Source organism: Arthrobacter sp. Dra40 (assembly GCF_059091905.1).
The window spans coordinates 1-26995 of record NZ_JBNHHB010000033.1 but is presented as its reverse complement, the minus strand read 5'-3'; the positions used below and the strand labels follow the sequence as shown (position 1 = coordinate 26995).

18 protein-coding genes are annotated in these 26995 nt (G+C 67.7%); 12 read left to right on the top strand and 6 right to left on the bottom strand.

All coding sequences use genetic code 11. The features are described from left to right. Positions 1-178: 178 nt before the first annotated feature. The gene (locus tag AC5RWT_RS15420; RefSeq protein WP_494080926.1) at positions 179-1702 is read right to left on the bottom strand and encodes a leucyl aminopeptidase; all 1524 of its coding nucleotides are present in this window, start codon (positions 1700-1702) and stop codon (positions 179-181) included. A 309-nt stretch (positions 1703-2011) separates the two neighbouring features. Between AC5RWT_RS15420 and AC5RWT_RS15415 the strand changes: the two genes are divergently transcribed. The 4 genes from AC5RWT_RS15415 (at position 2012) to AC5RWT_RS15400 (ending at position 7206) form a co-directional block, all read left to right on the top strand. Beyond that, the gene (locus AC5RWT_RS15415; RefSeq protein WP_494080925.1) at positions 2012-2950 is read left to right on the top strand and encodes a proteasome assembly chaperone family protein; all 939 of its coding nucleotides are present in this window, start codon (positions 2012-2014) and stop codon (positions 2948-2950) included. 34 nt (positions 2951-2984) lie between these two features. Continuing rightward, positions 2985-4340 carry an MFS transporter gene (locus AC5RWT_RS15410; protein ID WP_494080924.1) on the top strand — a complete coding sequence of 452 codons (1356 nt, stop codon included), beginning with the start codon at positions 2985-2987 and terminating at the stop codon, positions 4338-4340. Positions 4341-4436: 96 nt separating this feature from the next. Continuing rightward, positions 4437-5684, top strand: a complete 1248-nt coding sequence (locus AC5RWT_RS15405) for a DUF4192 family protein (RefSeq protein ID WP_494080923.1) — start codon at positions 4437-4439, stop codon at positions 5682-5684. A 250-nt stretch (positions 5685-5934) separates the two neighbouring features. Then, positions 5935-7206 carry an RNA polymerase sigma factor gene (locus AC5RWT_RS15400; protein WP_494044081.1) on the top strand — a complete coding sequence of 424 codons (1272 nt, stop codon included), beginning with the start codon at positions 5935-5937 and terminating at the stop codon, positions 7204-7206. A 235-nt stretch (positions 7207-7441) separates the two neighbouring features. Here the strand turns inward: AC5RWT_RS15400 and AC5RWT_RS15395 are convergent, their stop codons facing one another. Continuing rightward, the gene (locus AC5RWT_RS15395; protein ID WP_353917930.1) at positions 7442-7663 is read right to left on the bottom strand and encodes a DUF7455 domain-containing protein; all 222 of its coding nucleotides are present in this window, start codon (positions 7661-7663) and stop codon (positions 7442-7444) included. Between the two features lie 251 nt (positions 7664-7914). Between AC5RWT_RS15395 and AC5RWT_RS15390 the strand changes: the two genes are divergently transcribed. Beyond that, on the top strand, positions 7915-10026 hold the full coding sequence (locus AC5RWT_RS15390) for a DNA gyrase/topoisomerase IV subunit B (protein ID WP_494080922.1): 2112 nt from the start codon (positions 7915-7917) through the stop codon (positions 10024-10026). On the opposite strand, the gene AC5RWT_RS15385 is transcribed toward AC5RWT_RS15390, so the two are convergent. Further along, the gene (locus tag AC5RWT_RS15385; protein WP_494080921.1) at positions 10023-11000 is read right to left on the bottom strand and encodes a M56 family metallopeptidase; all 978 of its coding nucleotides are present in this window, start codon (positions 10998-11000) and stop codon (positions 10023-10025) included. The two genes, AC5RWT_RS15390 and AC5RWT_RS15385, sit on opposite strands and share 4 nt — an antisense overlap. Before the next feature lie 6 nt (positions 11001-11006). Continuing rightward, entirely contained in the window at positions 11007-11396 is a 390-nt protein-coding gene (locus tag AC5RWT_RS15380) for a BlaI/MecI/CopY family transcriptional regulator (protein WP_494044078.1), read from the bottom strand. A 184-nt stretch (positions 11397-11580) separates the two neighbouring features. Here AC5RWT_RS15380 and AC5RWT_RS15375 point away from each other — a divergent pair, with 184 nt between their 5' ends. The 4 genes from AC5RWT_RS15375 to AC5RWT_RS15360 are packed head-to-tail and all read left to right on the top strand — an operon-like array spanning position 11581 to position 18666. Further along, positions 11581-13209: a cytochrome ubiquinol oxidase subunit I gene (locus AC5RWT_RS15375; RefSeq protein ID WP_494080920.1), complete on the top strand. Its 1629-nt coding sequence runs from the start codon at positions 11581-11583 to the stop codon at positions 13207-13209. A gap of 32 nt (positions 13210-13241) precedes the next feature. After that, complete coding sequence (gene cydB / locus AC5RWT_RS15370; protein ID WP_494080919.1) at positions 13242-14261, top strand: cytochrome d ubiquinol oxidase subunit II; 1020 nt, start codon at positions 13242-13244, stop codon at positions 14259-14261. 33 nt (positions 14262-14294) lie between these two features. After that, on the top strand, positions 14295-17678 hold the full coding sequence (gene cydD / locus AC5RWT_RS15365; protein WP_494080942.1) for a thiol reductant ABC exporter subunit CydD: 3384 nt from the start codon (positions 14295-14297) through the stop codon (positions 17676-17678). A 4-nt stretch (positions 17679-17682) separates the two neighbouring features. Beyond that, positions 17683-18666: a GNAT family N-acetyltransferase gene (locus AC5RWT_RS15360; protein WP_494080918.1), complete on the top strand. Its 984-nt coding sequence runs from the start codon at positions 17683-17685 to the stop codon at positions 18664-18666. Positions 18667-18729: 63 nt separating this feature from the next. Here AC5RWT_RS15360 and AC5RWT_RS15355 read toward each other — a convergent pair whose 3' ends face one another. Continuing rightward, on the bottom strand, positions 18730-19248 hold the full coding sequence (locus AC5RWT_RS15355; protein ID WP_494080917.1) for a DinB family protein: 519 nt from the start codon (positions 19246-19248) through the stop codon (positions 18730-18732). A gap of 9 nt (positions 19249-19257) precedes the next feature. Further along, positions 19258-21789 (bottom strand): DNA gyrase/topoisomerase IV subunit A, encoded by a 2532-nt coding sequence (locus tag AC5RWT_RS15350; RefSeq protein WP_494080916.1) that lies wholly within the window; start codon positions 21787-21789, stop codon positions 19258-19260. Between the two features lie 47 nt (positions 21790-21836). On the opposite strand from AC5RWT_RS15350, the gene AC5RWT_RS15345 reads away from it, so the two are divergent. The 3 genes from AC5RWT_RS15345 (at position 21837) to AC5RWT_RS15335 (ending at position 26460) form a co-directional block, all read left to right on the top strand. Next, complete coding sequence (locus AC5RWT_RS15345) at positions 21837-24563, top strand: bifunctional acetate--CoA ligase family protein/GNAT family N-acetyltransferase (protein WP_494080915.1); 2727 nt, start codon at positions 21837-21839, stop codon at positions 24561-24563. A 45-nt stretch (positions 24564-24608) separates the two neighbouring features. Further along, positions 24609-25274 (top strand): DUF5998 family protein, encoded by a 666-nt coding sequence (locus AC5RWT_RS15340; protein WP_494044071.1) that lies wholly within the window; start codon positions 24609-24611, stop codon positions 25272-25274. 85 nt (positions 25275-25359) lie between these two features. Continuing rightward, a complete protein-coding gene (locus AC5RWT_RS15335; RefSeq protein ID WP_494080941.1) occupies positions 25360-26460 on the top strand; it encodes an alkaline phosphatase family protein in 1101 nt (366 codons plus the stop codon). The last annotated feature ends 535 nt before the right edge of the window (positions 26461-26995 follow it).

The following is a 26995-nucleotide window of genomic DNA, read 5'->3' as shown; positions in this document are numbered from 1 at the left end:
ACGCTCCCTCGCGTGTTCGTAACGTGTGGTGACACGTCGATGAGTTGATTGGGGTTGAAGATCGAAGTTGATTTGGGTTTCACCTTAGCGGTACCGCATACCATCATCTACTTGGTGACAGCACCATAGGGCCCGATTGTGGGCGGATTCACGCCGGAAGGTGAACGGGGCGCAGGCCTCAGGCGCTCCGGGCGACCACATCCTCGGCGTAGGCCACCAGGGTGCGGACTGCGACGCCGGTGCCCTCCTTCGGGGTGTAGCCATGCGGCGAGCCTTCGTTGAAGGCCGGGCCGGCAATATCCAGGTGCGCCCAAGGGATGCGCACGCCGGCGGTTTCGCCCACGAACTCACGCAGGAAGATCGCGGCCGTCAGCATGCCGCCGTACTTGTCGCCCATATTGGACAGGTCTGCCACCTGGGAATCCAGGCCGGAGCGCAGTTCCTCCGGTAGCGGCATCGGCCAGAACAGTTCCCCCGCCCGGTCCGCGGCAGCCTTCACGGCATCCCGCACGGGTTCTTCGCCCATGACCGCGCCCACCCGGCTTCCCAGCGCAACCATCTGTGCGCCGGTCAAGGTGGCCACGTCCAGCAACACGTCGGGATGTTCCTCGCTGGCCGCAGCCAGCCCGTCGGCCATCACCAGGCGGCCCTCGGCGTCGGTGTTGAGTACTTCCACCGTCTTGCCGCCGTACATGGTCAGGACATCGGAGGGACGGGACGCGGTGCCCGAGGGCATGTTCTCCGCCAGGCAGAGCCACGCGGTGGCCTTCACCGGCAGGCCCAACTCGGCGATCGCCAGAACAGCATTGAGTACGACGGCGGCACCCGCCATATCGCACTTCATGGTCATCATGCCGGCAGCGGGCTTGAGCGACAGGCCGCCGGAGTCGAAGGTGATGCCCTTGCCGACGAAGGCGAGCTTCGCCTTGGCCCGGACCGGGGCATATTCAACCTTGACCAATCGCGGGGGACGCGTCGATCCCTTGCCGACGCCGGTCAAGCCGCCGTAGCCGTCCTTCTCCAGTTTGTCCTCGTCCAAGACGGTGACCTTGACAGGCAGGCCCTTGGCCATTTGCGCCGCTGCCTCGGCGAACGACTCAGGGTAGAGGTGGCTCGGCGGCTGATTGACCAGGGAGCGCGTCGCATTGACTGCACGGCCCAGCACGGAGGCCCGCTTGAGCGCCCTGGCCAACTGCTTGTCGCCGGCAACCGGCGTGAGCACCGTGGCTTCAGCGACCGGGCGGCGGCCATCGTTTTCGCGACTGCGGTGTTCATTAAAGGCATAGGCGCCGAGCGCGGCTCCTTCGGCCACGGCCGTGGCTTCGGCCACGGTGGCTGCCGGCAAGCCCAAGGCCACCGACTGGACCCCGGCCAGTTGGCGCACCGCCGAGCCGGCGGCACGGCGCAGCGTCTCGATGGTCACGGCATTGCCGGGCAGCAGCTTTCCGACGCCGGCCAACACCAGCACGTCCGTGCCGGATTCCGGCAGCCCCGGCAGCCGGTGGACTTCGTCGGCCGCGCCGGTGACGCCGAGCAACGGCAGTGCATCAGCCAAGGCTTGGGCGGACTTGGCTGACAACGGATTCTCCAGCAGGACCGGGCCGTTGCCGCCCTGCCCGACCGCGATGACGAGGGCATCGGACTTGGCTTTTCTGACATCCTTGGCAATGGCGCTGAGCTTAAGCTCGGTCGTGGGGATCACGCAGATCTGTCCTAACTTCTCCTTCAGCCGGCCAGCGCGGAACGGGTGGGGCCGTCGCTCACCGGTTGCATACCGTTGTGTTTACAGTTAGTTCCAGCAGGAAAACCCCATCAGGCGTTCGCCGGAACGGGGGCCTGCACCTGTCGATCGTAGTCTCTCCCGCACGGATGCGCTGTTTCGGGCGCCTCGTATGCGGTTTGCAGCCGCGGAATTTTTCGGCCAGCCCGGGCGCTGGAATGACAAAGGGCAATGCACGGCAGGGAAGATGATGCCGGGACGGAGGGAAAATTGTTGGATCCACGGTCGCTGATGTCGACTAACGCTGAGTTGTTCGATTCACCCGCGCTGCGCGGGCTTGACCTCATTATGGGGTTCACCGGGGCAGCCGAAGCAGGTCACGTGGTGGAGCAGATCGGCGACGAATTGCTCGACGAGCTCGATGCCCAACTGGTTGCCGCCTTCGACGCCGACCAGTTGGTGGACTACCGCAGTAGGCGTCCCAAAATCACCTTCGCGGGGGATCACTTCACTGACTACGAAGCACCCGCCATCGAGCTCTACCGGCTGGTTGACGGGCTCGGCACGCCGTTCCTGCTCTTGACCGGACCCGAACCCGACTACCAATGGGACCGTTTCTCCGGCGCGGTCGTTTGGCTGGCAAACCGGCTCCAGACGCGCCTGGTGGCTTGGGTCCAGTCGTTGCCGATGCCGGTGCCGCATACTCGGCCGATCGGTGTCACCGTGCACGGCTCCCGGCAGGATCTGATCAATGGCTTCACCACCTGGAAGCCCCAAGCGGAGTTGCAGGCGGGCATCGGGCCGCTGCTGGAAATGCGGCTGGCCGAGGCCGGCCGGGACGTGGTGGGCTATTCCATTCATGTGCCGCACTATCTGGCCGACGCCCAGTACCCGCCCGCCGCCGTCGCCGCCTTGGAGTACATTGGCGCCGCCACCTCGCTGATGCTCCCGACCGACCGGCTGCGCGAGAACGGGCGCGACGTCGAAGGACAGATTGACCGGCAGGTACAGGACTCCGCCGATGTCCAGCGCGTCGTCGTCCGCCTCGAAGAGCGCTACGACGAATATGCCGGGCACGAAGAGCGCCGTTCCCTGCTGGTCAAGGACAACGAAGAGATTCCCGATGCCGACGAGCTCGGCGCCGCGGTAGAAGCGTTCCTCGCCACGCAGCCCGCCACCGGCGACGACGGAGGCAAGGGCTCTTCCGCCGAGCCCGGAACCTCCGATTAGTCCTGCGCCGCGGGTAGCGGGCAATAATGGAGCAATGGATTCGCGGCGGGCATGGTGGGTGTGGGGAAGCGGAATCTTCGCCTATCTGGTCGCGATCACCCAGCGCACGTCTTTCGGTGTAGCCGGCCTGCAGGCCACCGAACGCTTCGACGCCACTGCCGCCGCGCTGTCCACCTTCACCGTGGTCCAACTGGTGGTGTACGCAGGGTTGCAGATCCCCGTCGGCCTGATGGTGGACAAGTACGGGCCGCGGGTGATGGTGGCCGGTGGAGCCTTGCTGATGTTGGCCGGACAGACCGCCCTCGCCTTTGCGTCGTCCGTTCCGGAAGGGCTGGTCGGCCGCATCCTCGTGGGAGCCGGCGACGCCATGACCTTTGTGTCGGTGCTGAGGCTGTTGCCCAGCTGGTTTAGTGCCAAGCGCATTCCGCTGCTGACCCAGCTCACCGGCCAGCTGGGCCAAATTGGCCAGCTGATTAGCGTCATCCCCTTCGTGGCGATCCTGAACCTTGCGGGTTGGACGCCGGCGTTCCTCTCCGTGGCCGCGCTGTCCGCGCTGGCCTTCGTGCTGGCGCTCGCCGTGGTCCGCAACGAGCCGGCGCAACAGAAGAAGCCGTTGCCGCCGACCCTGCGCCAGACCGGGGCATCCCTGGCCGATGCATGGCGGGAACCGGGCACCAGACTGGGGCTGTGGACCCATTTCACGGTGCAGTTCCCCGCCAATGTCTTCATGCTCATGTGGGGCTACCCCTTCCTCGTCTCCGCCCAGGGTCTCACCCCGGCGGCAGCCTCGGTGCTGATGACGGTAGCGGTGCTGACATCCTTCGTCGCGGGTCCGTTGTTGGGCGGCTGGGTGGGCCGGCATCCGCTGCGACGCTCCACCATGGTCCTGCTGATCATTGGGATAATGTCCGCGGCATGGCTGTGCGTGCTGCTCTACCCCGGCCCTGCACCGTTCTGGCTGCTTCTGCTGCTGGTGATGGCGGTGTCCGTCGGAGGCCCGGGATCCATGATCGGCTTCGATTTCGCGCGGACGTTCAATCCGCTCAGCCGTGCAGGCACCGCCACCGGCATCGTTAACGTCGGCGGGTTCATTTCCGCGCTGCTGGTGATGTTCGGCATGGGCGTTGTGCTGGATGCGCTGCTGGCCAGCGGTTTCTCGCAGGGCGAGCTGTATGCGCTGGACTCCTTCAAGCTGGCGTTCAGCCTTCAATTCGTCTTCCTGATCGGCGGCACGCTGGCCATTTTGACCGTCCGCAAACGCGTGCGGACGCGGATGTCCCACGGCGGAGTCATTGTGCCGCCGTTGCGCGATGCGCTGGCTAGGGAGCGGCGCAGGCGTCGGGAGCGGATCCGGGAACGCCGGGAAAACGGCGGCAGCCGGCGCGGCTGACAAGCTTCCCTCCACACCGCCCGCTACGGCACACTCTGTCCACAGGTTCCATTCATTGCCTGGCCGCCGAGGCCGCTGGGGCGGCAAGCTCCTGCCATGGAGAAGAAGAGATTCACGGCCCGCCAGTCCGTCGACGTCCTGAGCTTCGTGCCGCACACGCTGGGATTCCTGCCCTCCGACAGCGTGGTGCTCTTGTCCCTCTCCGGCGGCAGTCTCGGCGCGACTCTGCGCCTGGACCTGCCCGGAAACGGGGACAACTGCCACCTGGATCTGTTCGCCGACACCGCGGCTGACTATCTGCGCTCCGATGAGGACGCGGACTCCTCGTTGTTGATCCTCTACACCGACCACGCGTGGCGCACGCCGGACCGGCCGCCACATGCCGAACTCGTTGCCGCCCTCGGCCGGTCCCTGGAGACCGTTGGGCTGCCGGTCCGCAGCGGCTGGACGGTCGGCATCAAGCATTGGCGCGAGCTGTATTGTCACGACACCACGTGCTGCCCGTTGCCCGGGCGTCCGGTGTCGCAGATCCGGGACAGTGCTTTGAACGCCGAACTCGTCTACAACGGCAGCACCTATGCAGCGTCGGCGGCGGAGGCAGCAGCCGGTGCAGCGCCGACAACCTCCCGCGGCGAACACTCTGCAGGAGAAATGCCACCCGGTGCCGCATTCCCGGCCGCCCTTGCGCCGACGGCCATACAGCGGGAGGCAGACCAGTTGGCCGACGGACTTGCCGGGAGCTGGACTGCTCCGTCTATCTACTTCCATACCCTCCGCCGGTGGGAGGATGCCTTGACCGCGAACCATGCGGGGAGCATGACAGCCCAAGCGCAAGCCTTCCTGCTTGCGAGCCTGACCGAGAACGCGGTGCGGGACGCCATCGCCATCTTCGCCTGCAGCGGCCTGGAGACCGCTTTCCTCTGGGCGAGCGCGGCAGGCCTCCTCAATGGCACTGGTCCGCGGACAGATGCCGCGACGGAATTCGGGCCGTTGCCGGAGACCGATGATCCTGCGGCGGCCCGGGACTGGTCGAAGATCCTGGTCGGTGATTCGCCCCAGGCTCCGGACTGGGAGCGCGTGGACGCCACAGCGAGATTACTCGGACAGCTACACGCAGTGGGCGCCGGCCACTCGCGTGCCGCCGCCGGTACGCTGCACGCGTGGATCGAATGGGCACGGGGCCGCGGTTCGCATGCCCACCAGCGCGCCGAAGCATGCCTGCGCGAACGCCCCGGGTACCGGCTTGCCGAGTTGGTCCGGGAACTGGCGGGCAGCGGGATGCTACCGCTGTGGGCACGCCGGCGGGAGACGGCTTGGCCCGGCCTGAGGCATTTGGCCGCTTAGCCGGGGACGCAGGCGGCCCCAAATCCGGTTCTTCCGGCGGACTGAATCGTGAGACAATGGGAACCGAGACCCGGTTGGGTTCGTGTTTCAAACAGCGGTACTTTCTTCGGGAATACCGCAGCCGCGGATCAGGTTATGCCATGCAGACCCTGCGTCCGTGACTTTGGTTTGAAATCAAACACGGACTTGACAGGGTCATAGTGGTGTTGCCCGCAGGTAGCGTCACAGACCGCCGTACGAAAGGTTCTCTGTGTCACCGGACAAGAAGACTGTTGCAGCTCCCGATGAGGAGACTGCTGCCTCCGCTCCGAAGAAGTCCGCGACTGCCAAGCGCACCGGCGCCCAGTCAGCGGCAGCGGCAGAAGCCGCTCCCAAGCGGCGCGGCCGGAAGCCGGGTGCTGCCGCCAAAAAGGAAGCGGGCACCGCCGAACCGGCCACGGAAGAAGTCGACGAAGATCCGGATGTAGAGACGGATCCCGCGGACGAAGATGTCGAAGCCACCGAGGAAGCCGGTGCCAAGAAGGGCAAGGAAGGCGAAACCGGTTCCGGCTTCGTCTACTCCGATGCTGACGACGACGACGCCCCCGCCCAGCAAGTAGTCTCCGCCGGCGCTACCGCGGACCCCGTCAAGGACTACCTGAAGCAGATCGGCAAGGTCGCCCTGCTCAACGCTGAGCAGGAAGTCGATCTAGCGCTGCGGATCGAGGCCGGCCTCTTCGCCGAAGAGAAGCTGGCCAAGGACGACGGCACCATGGAAACGCGGCTGCGCCGTGACCTGGAGCAGATCGTCCACGACGGCAAGCGAGCCAAAAACCACTTGCTCGAAGCCAACCTCCGCCTGGTGGTCTCGCTGGCCAAGCGCTACACCGGCCGCGGCATGCTCTTCCTGGACCTGATCCAGGAAGGCAACCTGGGCCTCATCCGCGCGGTCGAGAAGTTCGACTACACCAAGGGCTTCAAGTTCTCCACCTATGCAACCTGGTGGATCCGTCAGGCCATCACCCGCGCCATGGCGGACCAGGCCCGCACCATCCGCATCCCGGTGCACATGGTGGAAGTCATCAACAAGCTGGCCCGCGTGCAGCGCCAAATGCTCCAGGACCTGGGCCGCGAGCCTACGCCCGAAGAGCTGGCGAAGGAACTGGACATGACCCCCGAAAAGGTCGTCGAGGTCCAGAAGTACGGCCGCGAGCCGATCTCCCTGCACACACCGCTGGGCGAAGACGGCGACTCGGAGTTCGGCGACTTGATCGAAGACTCCGAAGCTGTGGTTCCCGCCGACGCGGTCAGCTTCACCTTGCTGCAGGAACAGTTGCACTCGGTGCTTGACACGCTGTCCGAGCGCGAAGCCGGCGTGGTGGCCATGCGCTTCGGCCTGACAGACGGTCAGCCGAAGACTTTAGACGAAATCGGCAAGGTCTACGGCGTCACGCGTGAGCGCATCCGCCAGATCGAATCGAAGACCATGTCCAAGCTGCGGCACCCGTCGCGGTCGCAGGTACTGCGCGACTACCTGGACTGATCCCACAACGCAGCAGCAGGGCCGGCTCCCCGAGAGGGGGGACCGGCCCTGCTGCCGTTAACCCGCCGGTGGTGAAGCAGCAGAACAAGCCGCGGTGCCGCCGTCGGGACCCGCCGGTCCGCCGGACAAGCGAAGGGCGCCGTTCCCTCTGCGGGGAACGGCGCCCTTCAACGTGGGTACCTGTCAGGCCATGCCGCGCGCGGTGAGGCTGCGCCGGCAGCTTTTCCGGCAGGGCTTATTCGGCGTTGGCGCCGGCCTTTTCGGTCAGCCGGCCGGTTTCGTCCTGCCACTCCGAGGCTTTCGAGCGAAGCTGCGGCTCGTGCTGCCGGGCATGGTGCCCGCAGAAGAGGAGTTCGCCGCCAGAGGAGGCCAGGACCACCCGTACATAGGCCTGAGCGCCACAACGGTCGCAACGGTCCATTGCGGTCAGTTCACGGGGGGCTACTGCTGTTGTCATGATGACCTCCTTACGAGTGCGTCTATCCATACAACCATCCGGACCTCGCAAAACTTCGCATCTTTAGGTCACTTTCGCTCACCGCGTATCACATGTGGGTAACAGCAGGGAGCTGCGTCACATGCGGCAGCTCGGTTCGGCGCGGTGCACCGGCGCGCAGGCAAAGGGGATTAGCCTAGTAACGGTCCGTTATTCGCGGCGGGCCGCGGCCAGGAACCGCAGTTCTGTCTTGCCAAGGAGCACCTTTACACGTGGCGCCAACGAAGTCTGAGTACACAGCACGCCATCTTTCCGTCTTGGAAGGGTTGGAAGCCGTCCGCAAACGGCCGGGCATGTACATCGGTTCAACCGATTCGCGCGGGTTGATGCACTGCCTCTGGGAAATCATCGACAACTCGGTGGACGAGGCCCTGGCAGGCTACGGACAGAGCATTAAGATCACCCTGCACCCGGACGGGGCCGTGGAGATTCACGACGACGGCCGCGGTATCCCAGTCGATGTCGAGCCGAAGACCGGTTTGAGCGGCGTGGAAGTGGTGTTCACCAAGCTGCATGCCGGCGGCAAGTTCGGCGGCGGCTCCTACACCGCCTCAGGTGGCCTGCACGGCGTGGGCGCCAGCGTCGTCAACGCCCTGTCCTCCCGGCTGGATGTCCAGGTGGACCGCGGCGGCAAGACGTACGGAATGTCCTTCCGGCGCGGCGAACCCGGCAAATTCATCGACCCGGCCAAGGGGCCGGGCCCGGAATCCGCCTTCGAGCCGTTCGTCACCGGCTCGAAGCTGGAAGTGGTTGGTACCGCCAAGCGCGGCGTGACCGGCACACGTATCCGGTATTGGGGAGACCGGCAGATCTTCACCCCCGACGCCAAGTTTTCCTACGAAGAGCTGCAGAATAGGGCCCGGCAGACCTCCTTCTTGGTGCCCGGGCTGAAGATCACGCTGCGCGACGAGCGCAGGATGCCCGGCACCCCCGGCGAAGACGGCCCGTTCGACGAGGTGTTCCACCACGACGGCGGCATCGCCGAGTTCGTCGATTACCTGGCCAACGACAGCGCCGTCACCGATGTCTGGCGCTTCCACGGTTCGGGCAAGTTCAAGGAAACCGTTCCGGTGCTCGACGAGAACGGCCACAGCAAAATAACCGAGGTCGACCGCGACTGTGAGGTGGACGTGGCCCTGCGCTGGGGCATCGGCTACGACACCACGGTGCGTTCGTTCGTGAACATCATCGCCACGCCCAAGGGCGGCACGCACCAGAGCGGCTTCGAACAGGCGCTGTTGAAAACCTTCCGCAAGGTGATTGAGGCCAACGCCCGCAAGCTCAAGGCGGGCAACGACAAGATCGAGAAGGACGACGTCTTCGCGGGCCTGACCGCGGTGCTCACCGTCCGCCTGGCCGAGCCGCAGTTCGAGGGCCAGACCAAGGAGATCCTCGGCACCTCAGCCGTGCGCGCCATCGTGTCGCGCGTGGTGGAGAAGGAGCTGTCGGCAAAGCTCGCTTCCTCGAACCGAGGGGACAAGGCGCAATCCGCGCTGCTGCTGGAGAAGGTCGTCAGCGAGATGAAATCCCGCATCTCGGCCCGGGTCCACAAGGAGACCCAGCGGCGGAAGAATGCGCTGGAGACATCCACCATGCCCGCAAAGCTGATCGACTGCCGCACCAACGAGGTCGAACGGTCCGAGCTGTTCATCGTCGAGGGCGACAGCGCCCTGGGCACCGCCCGGCTGGCTCGCTCCTCGGACCATCAGGCGCTGCTGCCGATCCGCGGCAAGATCCTCAACGTTCAGAAAGCCTCCGTGGGAGACATGCTGAACAACGCCGAATGTGCCGCCATCATCCAGGTGGTGGGGGCCGGATCCGGCCGCAGCTTCCAGCTGGATGCCGCCCGCTACGGCAAGGTCGTCCTGATGACCGACGCCGACGTCGACGGCGCGCACATCCGCACGCTGCTGTTGACGCTATTCTTCCGCTACATGCGGCCGCTGGTGGATGCCGGCCGGGTCTACGCCGCGGTGCCGCCGCTGCACCGGGTGGAGATCATCAACGCCGGTTCCAAAGCCAACGAAGTGGTGTACACCTATTCGGAAAACGAGCTGCACAAGCTGCTCGCCACCCTGGAGCAGGACGGCAGGAAGTACAAGGAACCGATCCAGCGCTACAAGGGGCTGGGCGAGATGGACGCCGACCAATTGGCCGAAACCACCATGGAACCAAGGCATCGCACGTTGCGCAGGGTGCGGATCGAGGACGCCGAAGCGGCCGAACGGTCCTTCGACCTGTTGATGGGTTCGGATGTGGCGCCGCGCAAGGAGTTCATCGTTGCCGGAGCCTCGATGCTGGACCGCGAACGGATCGACGCCTAAGACGCCAGCCCGGGTGCCACCAGCAACACGGTTGGCACCGCCAGCAGCAAGACCGACCCCAGCAGCACCGCCGATTGCGCGGGCCGGCCGAGGCCGGGAACGGGGGAGAGCAGCCGCCGCAGCCGGTGCGCCGTGACAAAGGTTTCCGTCTCGGCCGCGCCGAGCAACGCCTTGGCAGGGTCGCCCACGCCGGTGGTCAAGGTGCCTGCCCCCGGCTGCGGCCGCTCGCCCGCCGCGACGACGGCGATCGCCCGCACCAGCGTCTCGCGGTCCGAGGTCTTCAAGGCGTGGTCGTCTGCGAGCATCTCGGTCAGTTCGTTCACGGCCGTCCTGGCCAGCTTCGACGTGGGCAGCCACGGCAGCGCTGCCCGCCAGGCGGCGAAGGCCCACAACAACAGGTCGTGGCGCTGATCCAGATGCGCCTTTTCGTGCGTCATCACGGCCTGCAGTTCGTCGGGGGAGAGTAACTCGAGCAGTCCGTCCGAGAGCACCGTGACGGAGCCGCCGCCGCCCGGCAGGCAGTAGGCGACCGGTGCCGGATGGTTGATCACCAGCGTCCGCGGTGAGTCCTCGGACGGGGAGCTGAGCAAGTTCAGCAGGTCGCGGTGCCGGGCGCGCTGCTTGCGGATTTTGTAATAGGTCAGCAGCAAGGTGAAGACCAGGTGCACGGTCAACAGCAGGGCCGCGCTGAGGGCGAACACATGGATCAGGTCCAGCCCGGCAGCTGGGCTGTCGTCCAGCAGCAGGCCGGTCAGGCCACGGAGGCCCTGCAGCAGGTTTTCCCCCAGCGGTTCCAGTCCCCACGTCAGCATGGCGCCGATCATGGACAATCCGCCGGCCAAGGCGATGGCCTGCCACAGCACCAATGCCGTCTCCGGGCTGCGGGCCGTCCAGCGTGCCCGCGAGAGCATGATGGGAGCCGGCCACGCCAGAATTACCGCCAAGGCGGCCAGCAGGTAGGAGGCCAGGAACATTCGGTTTTAGTCGGAGGAGAGGATCTTGCGCAGCGCTTCGGCCTCTTGCTCGCTGACCGTGCCGATGAACCGGGCCAGGACGGCCTCGCGGTCCGGCGCCGAGCCCAAGACTTCGTGCATCAGCTCCACGGTGTGCTCTTCGCGGCTGGTGACGGCCCGGTAGCGGTGCGGGCGGATATCCCGGCCGCGCTGCACCAGTCCCTTTTTCTCCAGCCGGGACAGCACTGTCAGAACCGTGGTGACGGCCAGTTCCTTGCCGTCCGCTCCGTCGGCGGTGGTCTGTGCCAGCAGGTCGCGCAGTTCGTTGGCCGTCAGCCCGGTTTCTTCAGGTTCGGCGGCGTTCTGGGACCACAGCACGTCCATGACTGCCCGTTCCAGATCTCCGAGAGTAGCCATTTGGTTCCTTTTCGTCTCTTAACGTCGCATTTCGGCCAGCGGAACCTTCCCGCGACCGTGCTCTTGGTCTCTAATTTACCGTCTTTCGGGCAAATGTTCTACAGTACGTAGAAGATTAAGTTCTACGGCTTGTAGAAAAGCTCCCGGAACCGTCCGGGATCCACGTCAGTCCGGGAGGCACGGGTTGGAAGCACTGGAAATCGCGCGGTGGCAGTTCGGCATCACCACCGTCTACCACTTCCTGATGGTGCCCTTGACCATTGGTCTGGGGCTGCTGGTCGCGATCATGCACACGGCTTGGTACCGCACCGGCAAGGACCAGTACCTGCGGATGACCAAGTTCTGGGGCAAGTTGTTCCTGATCAACTTCATCATGGGCGTGGCCACCGGCCTGGTCCAGGAGTTCCAGTTCGGCATGGCCTGGAGCGAGTACAGCCGCTTCGTCGGGGACGTCTTCGGCGCCCCACTGGCCATGGAAGCGCTGCTGGCGTTCTTCGTCGAGTCCATCTTCCTGGGCCTGTGGATTTTCGGCTGGGGCCGGCTGCCCAAGGCCGTGCACCTGCTCAGCATCTGGTGTGCCTCGCTGGCCACCATCGCGTCGGCCTACTTCATCCTGGCCGCCAACTCCTGGATGCAGCACCCGGTCGGCGTCGAAATGATCGACGGGCGGCCGGTCATGGTGGACGTGTGGGCCGTGCTGACGAACAACACCCTGCTGGTGGCCTTCCCGCACACGATTTTCGGCGCGCTCTCGGTTGCCGGCGGTTTCCTGCTGGGCATCAGCTGGTACCACCTGTGGAAGCGCCGCCGGGACGGCATCGATACCGTCGGTGCCGACGGCCGCGTGGTCGTCGGTTCGGATCCGGCCCGGGGCCGGGACGCGGCGGACCACAAGGTCTGGCTCCGCTCGCTGCGGATCGGCGCCGTCGTCGCGGTTTTCTCCTTTGCCGGCGTCTCCCTCACGGGTGACCTGCAGGCCAAGCTCATGTTTGACCAGCAGCCCATGAAGATGGCTGCCGCCGAGGCGGCCTGCCACGACGGCACCGGCTTCTCCATCCTGTCGGTTGGTGACCTCGGGTCCAACGACTGCAGCGACATGGTGGCCGTGGTGGAACTGCCCGGGATGCTCTCCTTCCTGGCCAACGGCGACTTCGACACCGACATCCGCGGCATCAACACCCTGCTGCCGGAGTACCAGGAACGGTTTGGCACGCACCTGCCGGACAACCCGATCTACGGCGAGCGCGCCGGCACGGAAATCGACTACGTGCCGGTCATGGAGGTCACCTACTGGGGTTTCCGCATCATGATCACCTTCGGCATGCTGGCGGCGGCCGCCGCCGTCGTCGCCCTGTGGGTGGTGCGCAAGGGCACCGTGCCCGAATCGAAGTGGCTGATGCGGCTGGCCGTGTTCGGCATCCTGGCTCCGTTTGGCGCGAACTCGGCCGGTTGGATCTTCACGGAAATGGGCCGCCAGCCGTTCGTGGTTGCTCCCAACCCGGATCCCGACGGCATCGATAACGTCTTCATGTTCACGGCCGCCGCGGTCTCGCCGGGCGTCTCGCTGGGGGAGCTGATCTTCTCGCTGAGCGCCTTCACGCTGGTCTACGGCACGCTGCTGGTGGTGGAAGTGAAGCTGCTCGCGACCTACTGCCGCGGCGGTGTGCCCTCGGCGATGCCTGAACTGCTGCACGGATCGTCCGCGGAAGGCGCGAAGAAGGACGACGACGGCGGCCGGGACGGCGGCGGCGACGGCACCGGCGGCCGCGGCAAGGACGGCAGCGCCGATGATGTGCTCGCCTTCGCCTACTGAACTTATCTCCCACGGAACGATAAGAGGACTACATGGAAAACCTGCCCACCGTCTGGTTCATCGTCATCGCCTTCTTCTGGACCGGCTACCTGTTCCTGGAAGGATTCGACCTCGGCGTCGGCATGATGATGCGCGGCTTCGCGCGGAACAACACCGAGCGCCGCGTGCTGCTGAACACCATCGGCCCGGTCTGGGACGGCAACGAAGTCTGGCTGATCACCGCGGGGGCGGCCACGTTTGCGGCCTTCCCGCAGTGGTACGCCGCCCTGTTCTCCGGCCTCTACCTCCCCCTGGTGTTGGTGCTGCTGGCCCTGATTTTCCGCGCCGTCGGCATCGAATACCGCGGCAAGGTGGACTCCGACCGCTGGCGGTCCCGCTGGGACTGGGCGATCGCGCTGGGCTCGCTGGTGGCAGCTTTCGGCGTCGGCGCCATGCTTGCCCTGACTACCACCGGGCTGCCCCTGAACGCCAACGGCGACCGGGTGGGCGGAGCATTCGCCTGGTTCAACGGTTACGCCGTGCTCGGCGGCCTCGCCGTGGTGGGCTTTAGCTTGGTGCATGCGGCAGCGTTCCTGGCGCTGAAGACCGACGGCGACATCCGGCTGCGGGCCAAGGCACTGGTGATGCGCTGGCTGCCGGTGGCGCTGCTGCCGATGGCCGTCTGGGCCGCGGCGCTGGTGCTGCGCAACGGCAAGACGGTCACGGCAGTGACCCTGGTGGTTGCCGCTGCCGGCGCGGTGGCCGCGTGGCTGCTGGCCAAGGCCGGCCGGGACGGGCTCTCCTTCGCCGGGCTCGGCATCTTCCTGGTGGCCGGGACGGTGACGATCTTCACCGCGGTGTTCCCCACGGTGCTGCCCTCCACCCTCGATGAGGCCTTTAGCCTGACGGTGGAATCGGCCTCGTCCTCCGATTACACGCTGGGCGTGATGAGTGTGGTGGCGCTGTTTGGCATCCCGGCCGTGTTGGTCTACCAGGGCTACACCTATTGGGTGTTCCGCAAACGGGTGAGTTCGTCCGCCATCCCCGCCGCGCACGCCGTCGTCGCACAGTGAAGTCAGCACAGTGAAGGAAGCACAGTGAAGCCCATGCCGCCGGTGGGCGCGGCCGGCAAGCGCGCGCTGTACCTGCTGGGGCTGGCCGCGGCGGTCAAAGCCGCCGGGCTGGTGCTGCTCGCGTCGGCGGTGGCCGCCGGGGTGGCCGGCCTGGCGGCCGGGACCTTTAGCTGGGACGGGGTGCTGCTGCCAGGTGTCATCGGCGCCCTGCTGCGCTCGGCGGCGGCCTGGGGCCAGGATGTGGCGGCCCAGCGGGCCGCGGCCGGAGTCAAGGAGGACCTGCGGGCCCGCCTCTCCGCGCGGATCCTGGACGACGGAGGTGCCACCTCTTCCGGGGCGAACTCCACCGGTGACGGGGCCCTGAGCGTGCTGGCCACCAGGGGCCTGGACAACCTGGACGACTACTACACCAAGTACCTGCCGGCGCTGGTGACCTGTGCCGTGGTGCCCCTGCTGGTGGGGCTGCGAATCCTGACCGCGGACTGGGTCAGTGCGCTGATCGTGGTGCTCACGCTGCCGCTGGTGCCGGTCTTTATGATCCTGATCGGCAAGCACACCGAAGACCGGACGGAACAGGCGGCCGCGGCCTTGGACCGGCTGTCCGACCACCTGCTGGAACTTGCCCGCGGGCTTCCGGTCCTGGTCGGCCTGGGCCGGGCCGCGGCACAGACCAAGGCGCTGCGCGATGTCGCCGACGCCTACCGCGAACGGACCATGGCCACCTTGCGGGTCGCCTTCCTCTCCTCACTGGCGCTGGAACTGATCGCCACCATTTCCGTGGCCGTGGTGGCCGTGTTCGTGGGCATCCGGCTGGTCTATGGCGGGATGGAACTGGAAGCCGGGTTGCTGGCGCTGATTCTGGCCCCGGACTGTTTCCAGCCGCTGCGCGACCTCGGCTCCGCGCACCATGCGAGCGAAGACGGAGTGGAATCACTCCAGCGCAGCAAAGCCGTGCTGGACGCACCGGCCGGCCGGCCACTGGTGCCGACTGCCGGTCCTGCGCCGGCAGCCGGTCCCGCGCCAGCCGACGGGGGAGCACCGGAAGTGCGAGTGTCCGGGCTGTCCGCCGGGTACCCCGGGCGGGGGCAAGTGCTGGAGGATTTGGACTTCACCGCGCCGGCGGGCCGCATCACCGCCCTGTCCGGACCGAGCGGCGGCGGCAAGAGCACCGTGCTGGAAGTGCTGGCCGGCCTACGCCGCGACGGCGCGGGCATCCGGCTGGCCGGGAAAGTGTCCGGCATCCACCGCGGCCGGATCGCCTGGATTCCGCAACACCCGGTTCCCTCGGAGGCGACGGCGGCCGAAGAGGTGGCCCTGTATGCGGGGCTGGCCGGACCTGCCGGGCGGGCAGCAGCAGCGGAAGCGCTGTCACGCGTGAACGCCGCCGGTCTGGCGGACGCCGACACCGGCGACCTCAGCCCCGGCGAACTGCGCCGGGTGGCCGTGGCGCGGGCGCTGGCCCGGATCGATCACGTCCCCGGCGTGGATGTGCTGCTCGCCGATGAACCCACGGCCCATGTGGACGCGGAGAGTGCGCGCGCCATTGAGGCCGCGCTGGCCGGGCTGCGCGGACGCGTGACCACCGTGCTGGTGGCCCATGACCCGGACACGATGGCGCTCGCCGACCACGTGGTGCCGGTAGGTCAGTCCTTCACGGAAGCAGCCACCGCCGCGGCGTCGCCCAACCATGTTGCGCACAGCGCGGCAGCGGAGCCGGACATCGACCCTGCGGCCGAGGTACTGGACGTCCGCGCGGACGCACCGGGCGCGGGCGTCGCCGCAGCTGGACCCGGCCTGTGGCGGCAAGCGGCCCTGCTGCGGCCGTGGAGCCCGCGGTTCCTGGCCGCGCTGTGCTTTGGCCTCGGCGCGGCGCTCTTCGCCGTCTCGCTGGCCGGTCTGTCCGGCTGGCTGATTGTCTACGCCAGCGAGCAGCCCCCGATCCTGCACCTGATGACTTCCATTGTGGGGGTCCGGTTCTTCGGCATCGGACGCTCGGTGCTGCGGTACCAGGAACGGCTGAAGCTGCACGACGCGGTCTTCGAAAGCACCGACCGGCTGCGGATCCGGCTGTGGAACGGACTGCTGCAGCGGCCGGTAGCCTGGCGGCGGCTGGCCCGCGGCGGCGGTGCCCTGGAACGGCTGGTCGGCGATGTTGACGAACTGCGCGACGTGGCGCCGCGGGCCGTCTTCGCGCCGCTGGTGGGCCTCCTGGTGGCTGCAGCCTCCTGTGTGGCCACGGCGTTGCTGATGCCCGCGGCCCTCGGCTGGCAGCTGCTGCTTTCGGTGGTCTGCGTGGTGCTGGCGCCGGCCGTGACGCGGTGGGCGGACCGCCACGCGCAGGCCACCAACGTACAGCTCAAGGGCAGGTCGCTGAACGCCGTGACGCGGCTGCTCGCGGCCGCCCCGGACCTGGCCGCCAACACGGCCGCCCGGCCGCTGCTGCAGCGGGCCCGCCGGTTGGACCGGCAGGCGACGGCGGCAGTGCAGCGCAGCGCCTGGGCGCAAGGACTAGGCCACGGACTGACCGCGCTGGCCTGTTCGCTGGCCGCGGTGGTGATGATTGGAGCAGCCGGCGGCACCGCGCCGGGGGTGGCCGCCGTCGTCGTCCTCATGCAGTTGGCGCTGGTGGAACCGCTCATGGCTGTCAACACCGCGGTGCAGCAATGGGGTGCCTGGCGCGCTGCCGGCGCGCGGGTGATACCGGATCTGGGCAGCACGGCGATCCCGGCCGAGGACGCGGCCGCCGGGGCCGCCGTCGAAACGCTGGAGCTGCGGGACGCGTCCTATCGGTATCCCGACGCGGCGCAGGACGCCTTCGCCGGAGTAGATCTGGGGGTGGAACGCGGGCAATGGCTGGCCGTGACGGGACCCTCGGGCAGCGGAAAGTCCACCCTGCTGGGCGTGCTGCTGGGATTCCTGCCGCCGGCGTCCGGCCAGTATCTGGTCAACGGCGCGCCCGGCGACGCGCCGCGCTCGGCCATCGCCTGGATGCCGCAGGATGCGCATCTGTTCAACTCGACGGTGCGGGCCAACCTGCTGCTGGCCCGGCGGCCCGAAGAGGCTCCCAGCGAGGAGCAGATGCGCTCGGCGCTGGCCGCCGTGGGACTCGGCGGATTCCTGGCCGAGCTCCCGGAGGGACTCGACACGCGGATCGGCCCGGGCGGGCACTTCCTCTCCGGCGGCCAGCGGCAGCGGTTGGCCGTGGCCAGGGCACTGCTGGCCGACTCGGACGTGGTGCTGCTGGATGAACCGACCGCCCATTTGGACCGCGAGGCGGCGGACGCCCTGCTGCTGGATCTGCGGCGGGCGCTCGCCGGGAAAGCGGTGGTGATGGTGACCCACGACGAGCGTCAGGCGGAGTGGTGCGAGCACCGGCTGCGGATGTCTACCGGCAGGTACGCTGCTGCCTTAGGCTGAGGCAATGACGAATCCCGATCTCCCGGCCGACCCCGGCGGTGCCCTGCAGTGGCGGGCCATGACGGAAGCGGACATCGACGGCTGGCACCGGTTGATCCATCGGATGGCCGCGGTGGACAAGCCCGTGTGGATCGAGACGACGGCGGATTTGGCGGAGGCCTTCGACGACCCCGCCAACGACCCGGCGGAGTGCACCGCCATCGGGCTGGATGCCGACGGGACGGTGCGCGCCGTGGGCCGGGTCTATGCGAACGCCGGCTCACCGGCGGCCCACACCTGGGGCGGGGTGGATCCGGACTGGCGCCGGCGCGGCGTCGGCAAGGCGCTCTACGCGTGGCAGGCCGACCGCCAGCGCCGCCGATTCCAAGCGGCCGGCATCACCGGCGGCGTCCTGCGGAGCAGCACGGAGGAACACGATCCGGCGCACAACGCGCTGATGGCCGCGGTGGGCGCCAACGTGGTGCGCTACTTCACCGAAATGACCCGGCCGCTTCAGGAGATTCCGGACGCGCCGCTGCCGCCGGGCTTCGTGTTTGTGGACCTGAACCCGGGCGACAGCGACGCCGTGCGGCTGGCCCACAACGAGGCGTTCGCGGACCACTGGGGCAGCGAGCCCAGGGACGAGCGCCGGTGGAAGACCCTGGTGCAGCACCCGGAGACCAAGCCGGAATGGAGCATGTCGGTGGTGGAGGCCGCGTCCGGCGAGACGGTGGCGTATCAGGTGGCCAGCTTTGATCCGGAGTACAAAATCCAGTCAGGGTACGACGAAGGCTTCACCAACCTGCTGGGCGTCCGCAGGCCGTGGCGCGGCCGCGGGCTCGCCCAGTCGCTGCTGGCCGAAGCCATGCGCCGGTTCCGGGCCGGCGGGATGGCACATGCCGGGCTGGGCGTGGACACCGAGAACCCCAGCGGGGCGCTGGCCCTCTACACCCGGATGGGCTACGTGCCGACCAAGCGCTACCTGGACTACGAACTGCCGCTGACCTGACCTGGAGGCGGCTACGCGCCGACGTCGGGCGTGGCGCGTTGGTGCGTTGGTTTCGTGAGGCCGCTACGCGCCGACGTCGTGCAGGTGGTGCGTGACATCGTGCAGGAAATAGCTGCCCAGGGTGGTGACCGTGAAAACCGAGCCGTTGCTGCGCGTGCCGCCCCGGTCCCACTCGGCCGGGGTCACCGCGTTGAAGGCGGCCGCCGCATCGGCTGCTGCCGCGGCCAACTCCTCGGCCACGGCGCGCGGGTCCAGGCTGGCGTACTGTCCCTCCAGCGCCGCGGCATCCTGGTCCCAGTCCGCGAAGTCCGGATTGTCCTGATCCAGCATCAGCTGGAGCCGGGATTCGAACACCCGGCAGACGTCGCGCACGTGGGCCGCGTACTCCAGGACGGACCAGGTGCTGCTGTCCGGGCGGATGCCCACCTCGGGCTCCGCCAGGGCGGCCTGCCAGCGCGGCACGGAGGCCAGCACCGCCGGGCCGATCCGATCCGGCGTGATGCCGGCCGGATCGAAGCCGCATTCGGGACAGGGCCGTTCGGTGACCCAGGTCCAGTCTTTGGTGTCGGGAGTGATCGGCATGCTGCCAGCCTACGAGTCTTCCGGTTCCTGCTGCGACGAGGACGGTCCAGACAGGAACAGACCTGACAAGGACGGGCCGACGGCGTCCACGGACTGGGACAGCGGAATGCCGGAACCATCGCGGCGGCCATGTTCGGTGGGCAATGCCCGCGAGGCCCCGTTGGACGAACTGCCCTTCGCGGGACCGTGCCCGGCCCACGCCAACGTGAGCACGCCTTCGCCCTTGAGGAAGCGGTGCGCGCGGACGCCGCCGGTGGCCCGGCCCTTCGCCGGGTACTCGGCGAACGGGGTGACCTTGACGGATCCGGGGGAGGTGCCCGGCAGGGCATCCTGGGTGGAAGCAACGGTAACCACGACGGCGGCCTCATCGCCGGCGGCGACCGAGCCGAAGAACGCTACCGAGTCCTCGGGGGCGAGCTTGATCCCCGCCACACCGCCGGCGGTACGACCCTGGGCGCGCACCGTGGAGGCCGGGAAGTGCAGCAGCTGTGCCTGGCGCGTGATGAAGACCAGTTCGTCGTCGTCGGCCGGCACGCACAGGCCCACAATGTAGTCCTTGGGCTTCAGCGCGATGATCTCCCAGGCCTCCCGGTTCAGCGGGTAGTCCGGGGTGATGCGTTTGGCCACGCCCTGCGCGGTGCCGATGGCCAGCACCTTGTCCAGCGGCGCCAACGCCACCAGGGACTCGCCCTTCGCCAGCGTGATGAACTCCTTGACCGGAACGCCGCCGGCCAGGTTCGGGGATCCGGCCGCCCCGGCGAGCACCGGCATGTCCAGCACCGGTAGCCGCAGCATCCGGCCCAGCGAGGTGACGGCTCCGATCTCCGCCCGCGCCGTGGTCTTCACCACGGACAGCAGCGCGTCGTGCCGGAGCCGCTGGCCGTCCGCCAAGGGCTCCTGGTCCACCGTGCGGGCCAGCTGGCCGGACGCGGAGAGCAGCACCCAGCACGGGTCGTCGGCAATCTGCAGCGGCAGGGCCGCCTTGGCGTTCTTGCCCGCGGCGGCGGGGGCCGGGAGCGCGGTGCCGCGAAGTGGGGCGGCGGCCTCGGATTCGAGCAGCACGGTCCGCCGCGGCGTGGCGTAGAGCGCGGATACTTCGCCCAGTTCGGTGGAGACCAGCTGGCGCAGCCTTGACTCGTTGGCGAGGATCTCCTCCAACTCCGCAATCTCGCGGCGCAGTTCGTCCTGTTCCTTCTCCAGCTCGATCCGCGAGTACTTCGTCAGCTGGCGGAGCCGCAGTTCAAGGATGTAGTTGGCCTGGATCTCGGACAGGTCGTAGATAGCCATCAGCCGTTCGCGGGCGGCGGCGGGTTCGTCCGAGGACCGGATGATCTGGATGACCTCGTCGATGTCCACGATGGCAATCAACAGGCCTTCGACCAGATGCAGCCGGTCCTTCTTCTTGCCCAGCCGGAACGCCGTGCGCCGGCGGACCACGCCGATGCGGTGGTCCACGTAGACCTGGAGCAGTTCCAGCAGGCCCAGCGTGCGCGGCTGCCCGTCCACCAGCGTGACGTTGTTGATGCCGAAGGAATCTTCCATCGGCGAATAGCGGTACAGCTGGGCGAGCACGGCGTTCGGGTTGAAGCCGTTTTTCAGTTCAATGACCAGGCGCAGGCCGTGCTGCCGGTCGGTCAGGTCAACTATGTCGCTGATGCCCTGCAGCTTCTTGGACGTGACCGCGTCCTTGATCTTCTCGATCACCTTCTCCGGCCCGACGCCGTAGGGCAGCTCGGTGACCACCAGGCCGGTGCGGCGGGCGGTGAGCTTTTCAACCTCCACCTTGGCGCGGGTCTTGAACGAGCCGCGGCCGGTGGCGTACGCGTCCCGGATGCCGTCCAGCCCCACGATCTTGCCGCCCGAAGGCAGGTCCGGGCCCGGGACGAACCGGATGATGTCCTCGAGCGTGGCCTCCGGATTGGCGATCAGGTGCTGGGCCGCGGCGATCACTTCGCCCAGGTTGTGTGGAGCCATGTTGGTGGCCATGCCCACCGCGATGCCGGAGGACCCGTTGACCAAGAGGTTGGGGAACGCGGCCGGGAGCACCTCCGGCTGCATCAGCTGGTTGTCGTAGTTGGGAACGAAGTCCACGACGTCTTCGTCCAGGTGGTCCGTCAGCGCCAGAGCCGGGGCCGCCAGCCGCGCCTCGGTGTACCGCGGAGCCGCCGGACCGTCGTCGAGCGATCCGAAGTTGCCGTGCCCGTCGATCAGCGGCATCCGCAGCGAGAACGACTGCGCCATGCGCACCATCGCGTCGTAAATGGCGGCGTCGCCGTGCGGGTGGAGCTTGCCCATCACTTCGCCGACCACGCGGGCGGACTTCACGTGCCCCCGGTCCGGCCGCAGCCCCATCTGGGACATCATGTACAGAATGCGGCGCTGCACCGGCTTCAACCCGTCGCGGGCATCGGGCAGGGCGCGCGAGTAGATGACCGAGTAGGCGTATTCGAGGAAGGAGCCTTCCATCTCGGAGGTCACGTCAATATCGACGATGTTCTCCGTGAAGTCCTCTTCGGGGGCTGGAGTCTGGCGACGGGGCATGGGTAGTGCTTCGGTCCTTAGTTAAATGTTGCGGATACAGTGAGTTTATGGCGCAAGAGGCTGATTCCCCGGATTATCCGGATTATTGGGAAGCGGATGTCGTGCTGCGCGACGGCGGGACGGCGCACCTGCGACCCATAGTCCCGGCCGACGCCGAGGCGCTGCAGGCCTTCCACGTGGGGCAATCGGAGAGCTCCATCTACCTGCGCTTTTTCACCTTCAAGGCCAAGCTCAGCGCGCGCGAACTGGCCCGCTTCACCAACGTCGACTATGTCAACCGCGTGGCCTTTGTGACCACCGTCGGCGATGAGATTATCGGGATCGGCCGCTATGACCGGCTCGACGATCCGGCCGAGGCGGAGGTTGCCTTCAACATTTCGGACGCCCACCAGGGGCGCGGGCTGGGATCCATTCTGCTGGAGCACCTGGCGGCGGCGGCCCGGGAAAACGGCATCAGCAAGTTTTCCGCCGAGGTGCTGCCGGAGAACCGGAAGATGATCACCGTCTTCAACGACGCGGGGTATGAAGTGCGGCGCCATTTCGACGACGGTGTGGTCGCCTTGCAATTCGACCTCGATCCGACCGAACGGTCGCGTGCCGTCATGGCCTCCCGCGAGCACCGGGCCGAGGCCAAGAGCGTTGCTTCCTTGCTCGCGCCCGGATCCGTGGCGGTGATCGGCGCCAGCCGGGACTGGGGCAGCGTGGGCTACTCGCTGCTGGAGAACATCATCGAATCCGGCTTTACCGGCCCTGTCTATGCCATCAACCCGCAGGCCTTTGAACTCAACGGCATGATCTCCTACGGGACCATCGCCGAGGTCCCGGAGCCGGTGGAACTCGCCGTCGTTGCCGTCCCCTACGAAGAAGTGACCAAGGTGGCACGCGAATGTGCTGCCGCCGGGGTCAAGGGGATTTTGGTGGCCAGCGATGGTTTCTCCCAAGCCGGCAACGAAGGACTGCAGCGGCAGCGCGAGCTGGTCCGCCATGCCCGCGCCCACGGCATGCGCGTGATCGGCCCCGGTTCGCTGGGACTCCTGAATACCGATCCGGCGGTGTCTCTGAACGCGTCCATGGCGCCCGCGATGCCGCCCCGTGGACCGCTGGGGCTGTTCAGCCAGTCGGCGGCGATCGGGGTGCTGCTCTACACCGCCGCCAGCCGGCGCGGGCTCGGCCTGTCTTCCATGGTCTCCGGCGGCAACCGGGCCGACGTTTCCGGCAACGACGTGATGCAGTACTGGGAAGATGACGCGGCCACCAAGGCGGTGGGGCTGTACCTGGAATCCATCGGCAACCCGCGTAAATTTTCCCGGATCGCCCGCCGGCTCTCGCTCAGCAAGCCCGTGATCGTGGCCAAGTCCGACGTGATGGGGCTGCAGTTGCCGCCGGGCCACGCGGTGCGGACCACCCAGGCGCCGCGCGGCGCGCTGGACGCGATGTTCCGCCAGTCCGGCGTGATCCGCGTGGAAACCAACGAAGAGCTGATGGACGTGGCGCAGATCCTGGTCAGCCAGCCGCTCCCGGCCGGAGCCAATCTGGCCGTCTTCAGCAACTCCTTGGCACTGGGCAACGTGGTGGCCGACGCCGCCATGGCCCACCAGTTGGACGTGGTCCGGCTGGAAACCGGGATGGACCTGAACACCGGACAGTCCAAAGCGCTGCCGGTGCTGCGCCAGCGGGTGCGGCAGGCGCTGTCGGCACCCGAGGTGCACGCCGCCGTCGTCACCCTCCTGCCTGCTACGGGAATCGAGACCTCAGTGCTGGCGGAAGTGCTGCGTGAGTGCGCGGAAGAAGCGGGCAAACCGGTGGTTGCCTCCTTTACCGGTGTGCTCGATCTGGCGGAACGGACCGACGGCCTGCTGGCAACGGGCGATGACTCCGTAGCCGGTGCGGAACCCGCGGCGGGCGGACTTCAGCGGGCACTGCCGTGTTTTGCCAGCCCCGGAAGCGCCGTGAACGCGCTTGCAGCCGTGGTCCGCTACGCCGAATGGAAGGCCCGCGACAAGGGCGAGTACACCGAAGCGGCCGGCACCGACCCCGCCGCGTCCCAGCAGCAGATCGACGCCCTGCTCGCCGGGGTGACCGGCACCGATCTGCTCACACCCACCCGCGCGCAGACCGCCCGGCTGCTGGGCTGTTACGGCATCACCGTGCAGGAGTCCGCCGGATTCACCAACGACGACGAGGCGGTGGCCGCTGCCGAACGGCTCGGCTGGCCCGTGGCGTTGAAGACCACCGATGCACGGCTGCGGCAGCGGCTGGACTTGGGCGGCGTCCGGCTGAACATCACCGACGAATCCACGCTGCGCGCCAACATCGCGCACATGCGGGCCAGCCTCGCCCAGTTCGGCGACATTCCGCTGGAGGTCCAGTCGATGGTGCCCGCGGGCCAGGCCTGCACCATCCGCGCGATCGAAGATCCGCTGCTTGGCCCGGTGGTGTCTTTCGGGCTGGCCGGCGACGCCGTAAACCTGCTGGGGGACTGGTCGCACCGGATCCCGCCGCTGACCACGGTGGACGTGGCGGACCTGGTCCGAGGGCCGCGCGCCGCAGGCAAGCTCTTCGGCTACCAAGGCCTGCCGGCCGTGGATGTTCCGGCGCTGGAGGACCTGATTGCCCGGGTCGCGCAACTGAAGGACGAGCATCCTGAGGTGGCGCTGCTGGAGCTCAATCCGGTCCAGCTTTCCGACCGCGGCCTGGCCGTGCTGAACGCCGAAGTCAGGCTCGGCAACCACGCGCACCGAACGGATAGCGCGCGGCGCGCCATGCGCGACTGACCCCGGGTTGGCCATCTGGCGGCAGGGTAGGGGAATATGGAAGATATGAGCCACCTTTCGACGGCAGAACGCCGCAGTCTCGACGACGCCCTCAACCGGGCAGGCTTTTACCCGCTGCTGGTTTCCGACGTGGTCCACGACGCCCTGGACCAGCGCGAACCGCTGTCCCATCTGGTCCACTTGGAGACCCACTTCGACCGCAACGAGGTGCACCGGCACATCACCGTGCTGGTCCTCACCGAGGACATGCTGGTGATTACCCACGTGGACGACCAGCAGCTGGACGACGAGGGCGAGCAGATGGTGGCGCAGATTTCCACCGAGTCCGTTCCGGTCAGCCAGATCCGTTCGGTAGTGCTCAGCTACGTCTACGCCCAGCCGCAGAACTACACCTCCGCCGACCAGGCCCGCGAGCTGACCCTGGCCATCGCCTGGTCCGGCGGCCAGCGCCTGGACATGGGCCCGGCCGGCTGCGGGGATCCGCAGTGCGATGCCGACCACGGCTACACCGGCAACATCGTCCAGGAGGACATCGTGCTCCGCGTCAGCGCGGAGGCGGACGGGCTGCAGGCCGTGCAGAACGCCAAGGATTTTGCCCGGGCCCTGCGCAAGGTCAGCACCAGCCACCCCGAGCCCGCTGCGGTGCCGGGACCGGTGCAGCCGCGCCCGCGCATCGGCAACCGTTTGGTCCGCGGCCACCACGGCCGCTGATCTGCGGGACTGACGCTGCGTGACCCTGACACACGAACCGCTTCCCGCCGCCCCGGGCTATGGCCGCAACTCCCTCGCCGAGGTGATGACCAGTGCCGCCGCGGCCGTGGGCGCCAACGGCTTCAACAATGTCCTGCAACTTCCACAGGCCAGGCGCGTCTGCGTGGTCATGGTGGACGGGCTCGGCAAGGCGCTGCTGAAGCAGCGCGGCGGCCACGCGCCGTTCCTGCGCCAGGCCATGGAGAACTCCCGCACCCTCGGCAGTGCCTTTCCATCGACGACGGCGGCGTCCCTCGCCAGCCTGGGGACCGGCTTGGCGCCCGGCCTGCACGGCATGGTCGGCTATGACGTGCTGGACCCGGAACAGGACAAGGTGGTCAACCAGCTCGGCGGCTGGGACTCCGGAGTTGATCCGCACGTGTGGCAGCCGCACCCCACGGTGTTCGAACAGGTGGCGGAACACCTGCCGGTCACCACGGTCAGCCTGCCACGGTTCGCGGATTCCGGGATGACCCGGGCGGCGCTGCGCGGCAGTTCGTTTAGGGCCGGTGCAACCAGCCATGCCCGCACCCTCGCGGCGGCCGAAGCACTGGCGGCCACCGATCGCGCCCTGGTGTACCTGTACTTCAACGAACTGGACAAGGCCGGCCACCGGTTTGGCGCCGCCTCGGCCCAGTGGGGCAGCGAACTGGAAGAACTGGATTCGGACATGCGCCGGCTGGCCCGTCAGCTACCGGCTGATACGCTGCTGCTGCTGACCGCAGACCACGGCATGTTGGACGTGGCCGAAGAGTTCCGGTTCGATTACTCGGCAGATCCGGCGCTGGTGGCCGGCGTCCGGCACACGGCGGGGGAGCCCCGGCTGGTACACCTCTACTTTGAGCCGGATGCCACTGCCGCGCACCGCGAACAGACGGCCGCAGCCTGGCGGGCGACCTACGGGAACCAGGCCTGGATCATCACCCGCGAAGAAGCCATCAACCGCGGCTTCTTCGGCCAAGTCGATCCCCGAGTGCTGCCGCGCATCGGCGACCTGATGGTGGCCGCCCGAGAACCCGTCGCCTTCTACGACACCCGCCGGGTTCCGGAAACCGCGATGTCGGTGGTCGGCCAGCACGGCTCGCTCACCAAGGCCGAGCGCGAAGTACCCCTGCTGACCTTGGCCGCACCGACCAAACGCCGTTAAAAACCCGCCCGGCGCAATTCCGGCGCGTCACGGCGGGCCTCCTGTCGCGCCAGCTTCCGTCGCGCCGCCGCGGGCTTCCGTCGCGCCGGCTTCCCGCCGCGCCGCCGCCGGCTTCCCGCCGCGCCGCCGCGGGCTTCCTGTCGCGCCACTGCGGGCGTACCGCACCGCCGCTATAGCTCAGGACACTGCGTCAGCGGTCCCAGCAACGCTTTAGACTGTCACCCTGGATCTACCCCCTGCCCTTCAGGTTCCCCTCAGCTCTGCTTTCGGCCTCCGCCCGTCTCCCCGACCTCCAGGTACCTCACCCCTGCTTTCGACTCCCGCCCGGATCTTCCGGATCTCCCACCACTGCTTTTCCACCGCGGTCTCGGCTCTCCACCGCCTCCACATCTCCCGACACTGCTATCACCGCCAAACTCTGACTTCGGCATTGGCGGTGCCCAAATTGTCGTACCCGGCTGGTTGAGTGGGGTTATGGATGGGATGGCGGAGCGGGAGCCGGTCGCTGGGGAGGGCCGGCGGTTGCCTACGCAGG

Excerpts from the sequence above, each read along its gene's own strand:
- AC5RWT_RS15355 (WP_494080917.1), bottom strand. The coding sequence starts at position 19,248 with ATGCCGATCACTCCCGACACCAAAGACTGGACCTGGGTCACCGAACGG.
- AC5RWT_RS15345 (WP_494080915.1), top strand. The coding sequence starts at position 21,837 with ATGGCGCAAGAGGCTGATTCCCCGGATTATCCGGATTATTGGGAAGCG.
- AC5RWT_RS15395 (WP_353917930.1), bottom strand. The coding sequence starts at position 7,663 with ATGACAACAGCAGTAGCCCCCCGTGAACTGACCGCAATGGACCGTTGC.
- AC5RWT_RS15410 (WP_494080924.1), top strand. The coding sequence starts at position 2,985 with ATGGATTCGCGGCGGGCATGGTGGGTGTGGGGAAGCGGAATCTTCGCC.
- AC5RWT_RS15380 (WP_494044078.1), bottom strand. The coding sequence starts at position 11,396 with ATGGCTACTCTCGGAGATCTGGAACGGGCAGTCATGGACGTGCTGTGG.
- AC5RWT_RS15350 (WP_494080916.1), bottom strand. The coding sequence starts at position 21,789 with ATGCCCCGTCGCCAGACTCCAGCCCCCGAAGAGGACTTCACGGAGAAC.
- AC5RWT_RS15340 (WP_494044071.1), top strand. The coding sequence starts at position 24,609 with ATGAGCCACCTTTCGACGGCAGAACGCCGCAGTCTCGACGACGCCCTC.
- AC5RWT_RS15415 (WP_494080925.1), top strand. The coding sequence starts at position 2,012 with ATGTCGACTAACGCTGAGTTGTTCGATTCACCCGCGCTGCGCGGGCTT.
- cydB (WP_494080919.1), top strand. The coding sequence starts at position 13,242 with ATGGAAAACCTGCCCACCGTCTGGTTCATCGTCATCGCCTTCTTCTGG.
- cydD (WP_494080942.1), top strand. The coding sequence starts at position 14,295 with ATGCCGCCGGTGGGCGCGGCCGGCAAGCGCGCGCTGTACCTGCTGGGG.
- AC5RWT_RS15360 (WP_494080918.1), top strand. The coding sequence starts at position 17,683 with ATGACGAATCCCGATCTCCCGGCCGACCCCGGCGGTGCCCTGCAGTGG.
- AC5RWT_RS15335 (WP_494080941.1), top strand. The coding sequence starts at position 25,360 with ATGACCAGTGCCGCCGCGGCCGTGGGCGCCAACGGCTTCAACAATGTC.
- AC5RWT_RS15405 (WP_494080923.1), top strand. The coding sequence starts at position 4,437 with ATGGAGAAGAAGAGATTCACGGCCCGCCAGTCCGTCGACGTCCTGAGC.
- AC5RWT_RS15385 (WP_494080921.1), bottom strand. The coding sequence starts at position 11,000 with ATGTTCCTGGCCTCCTACCTGCTGGCCGCCTTGGCGGTAATTCTGGCG.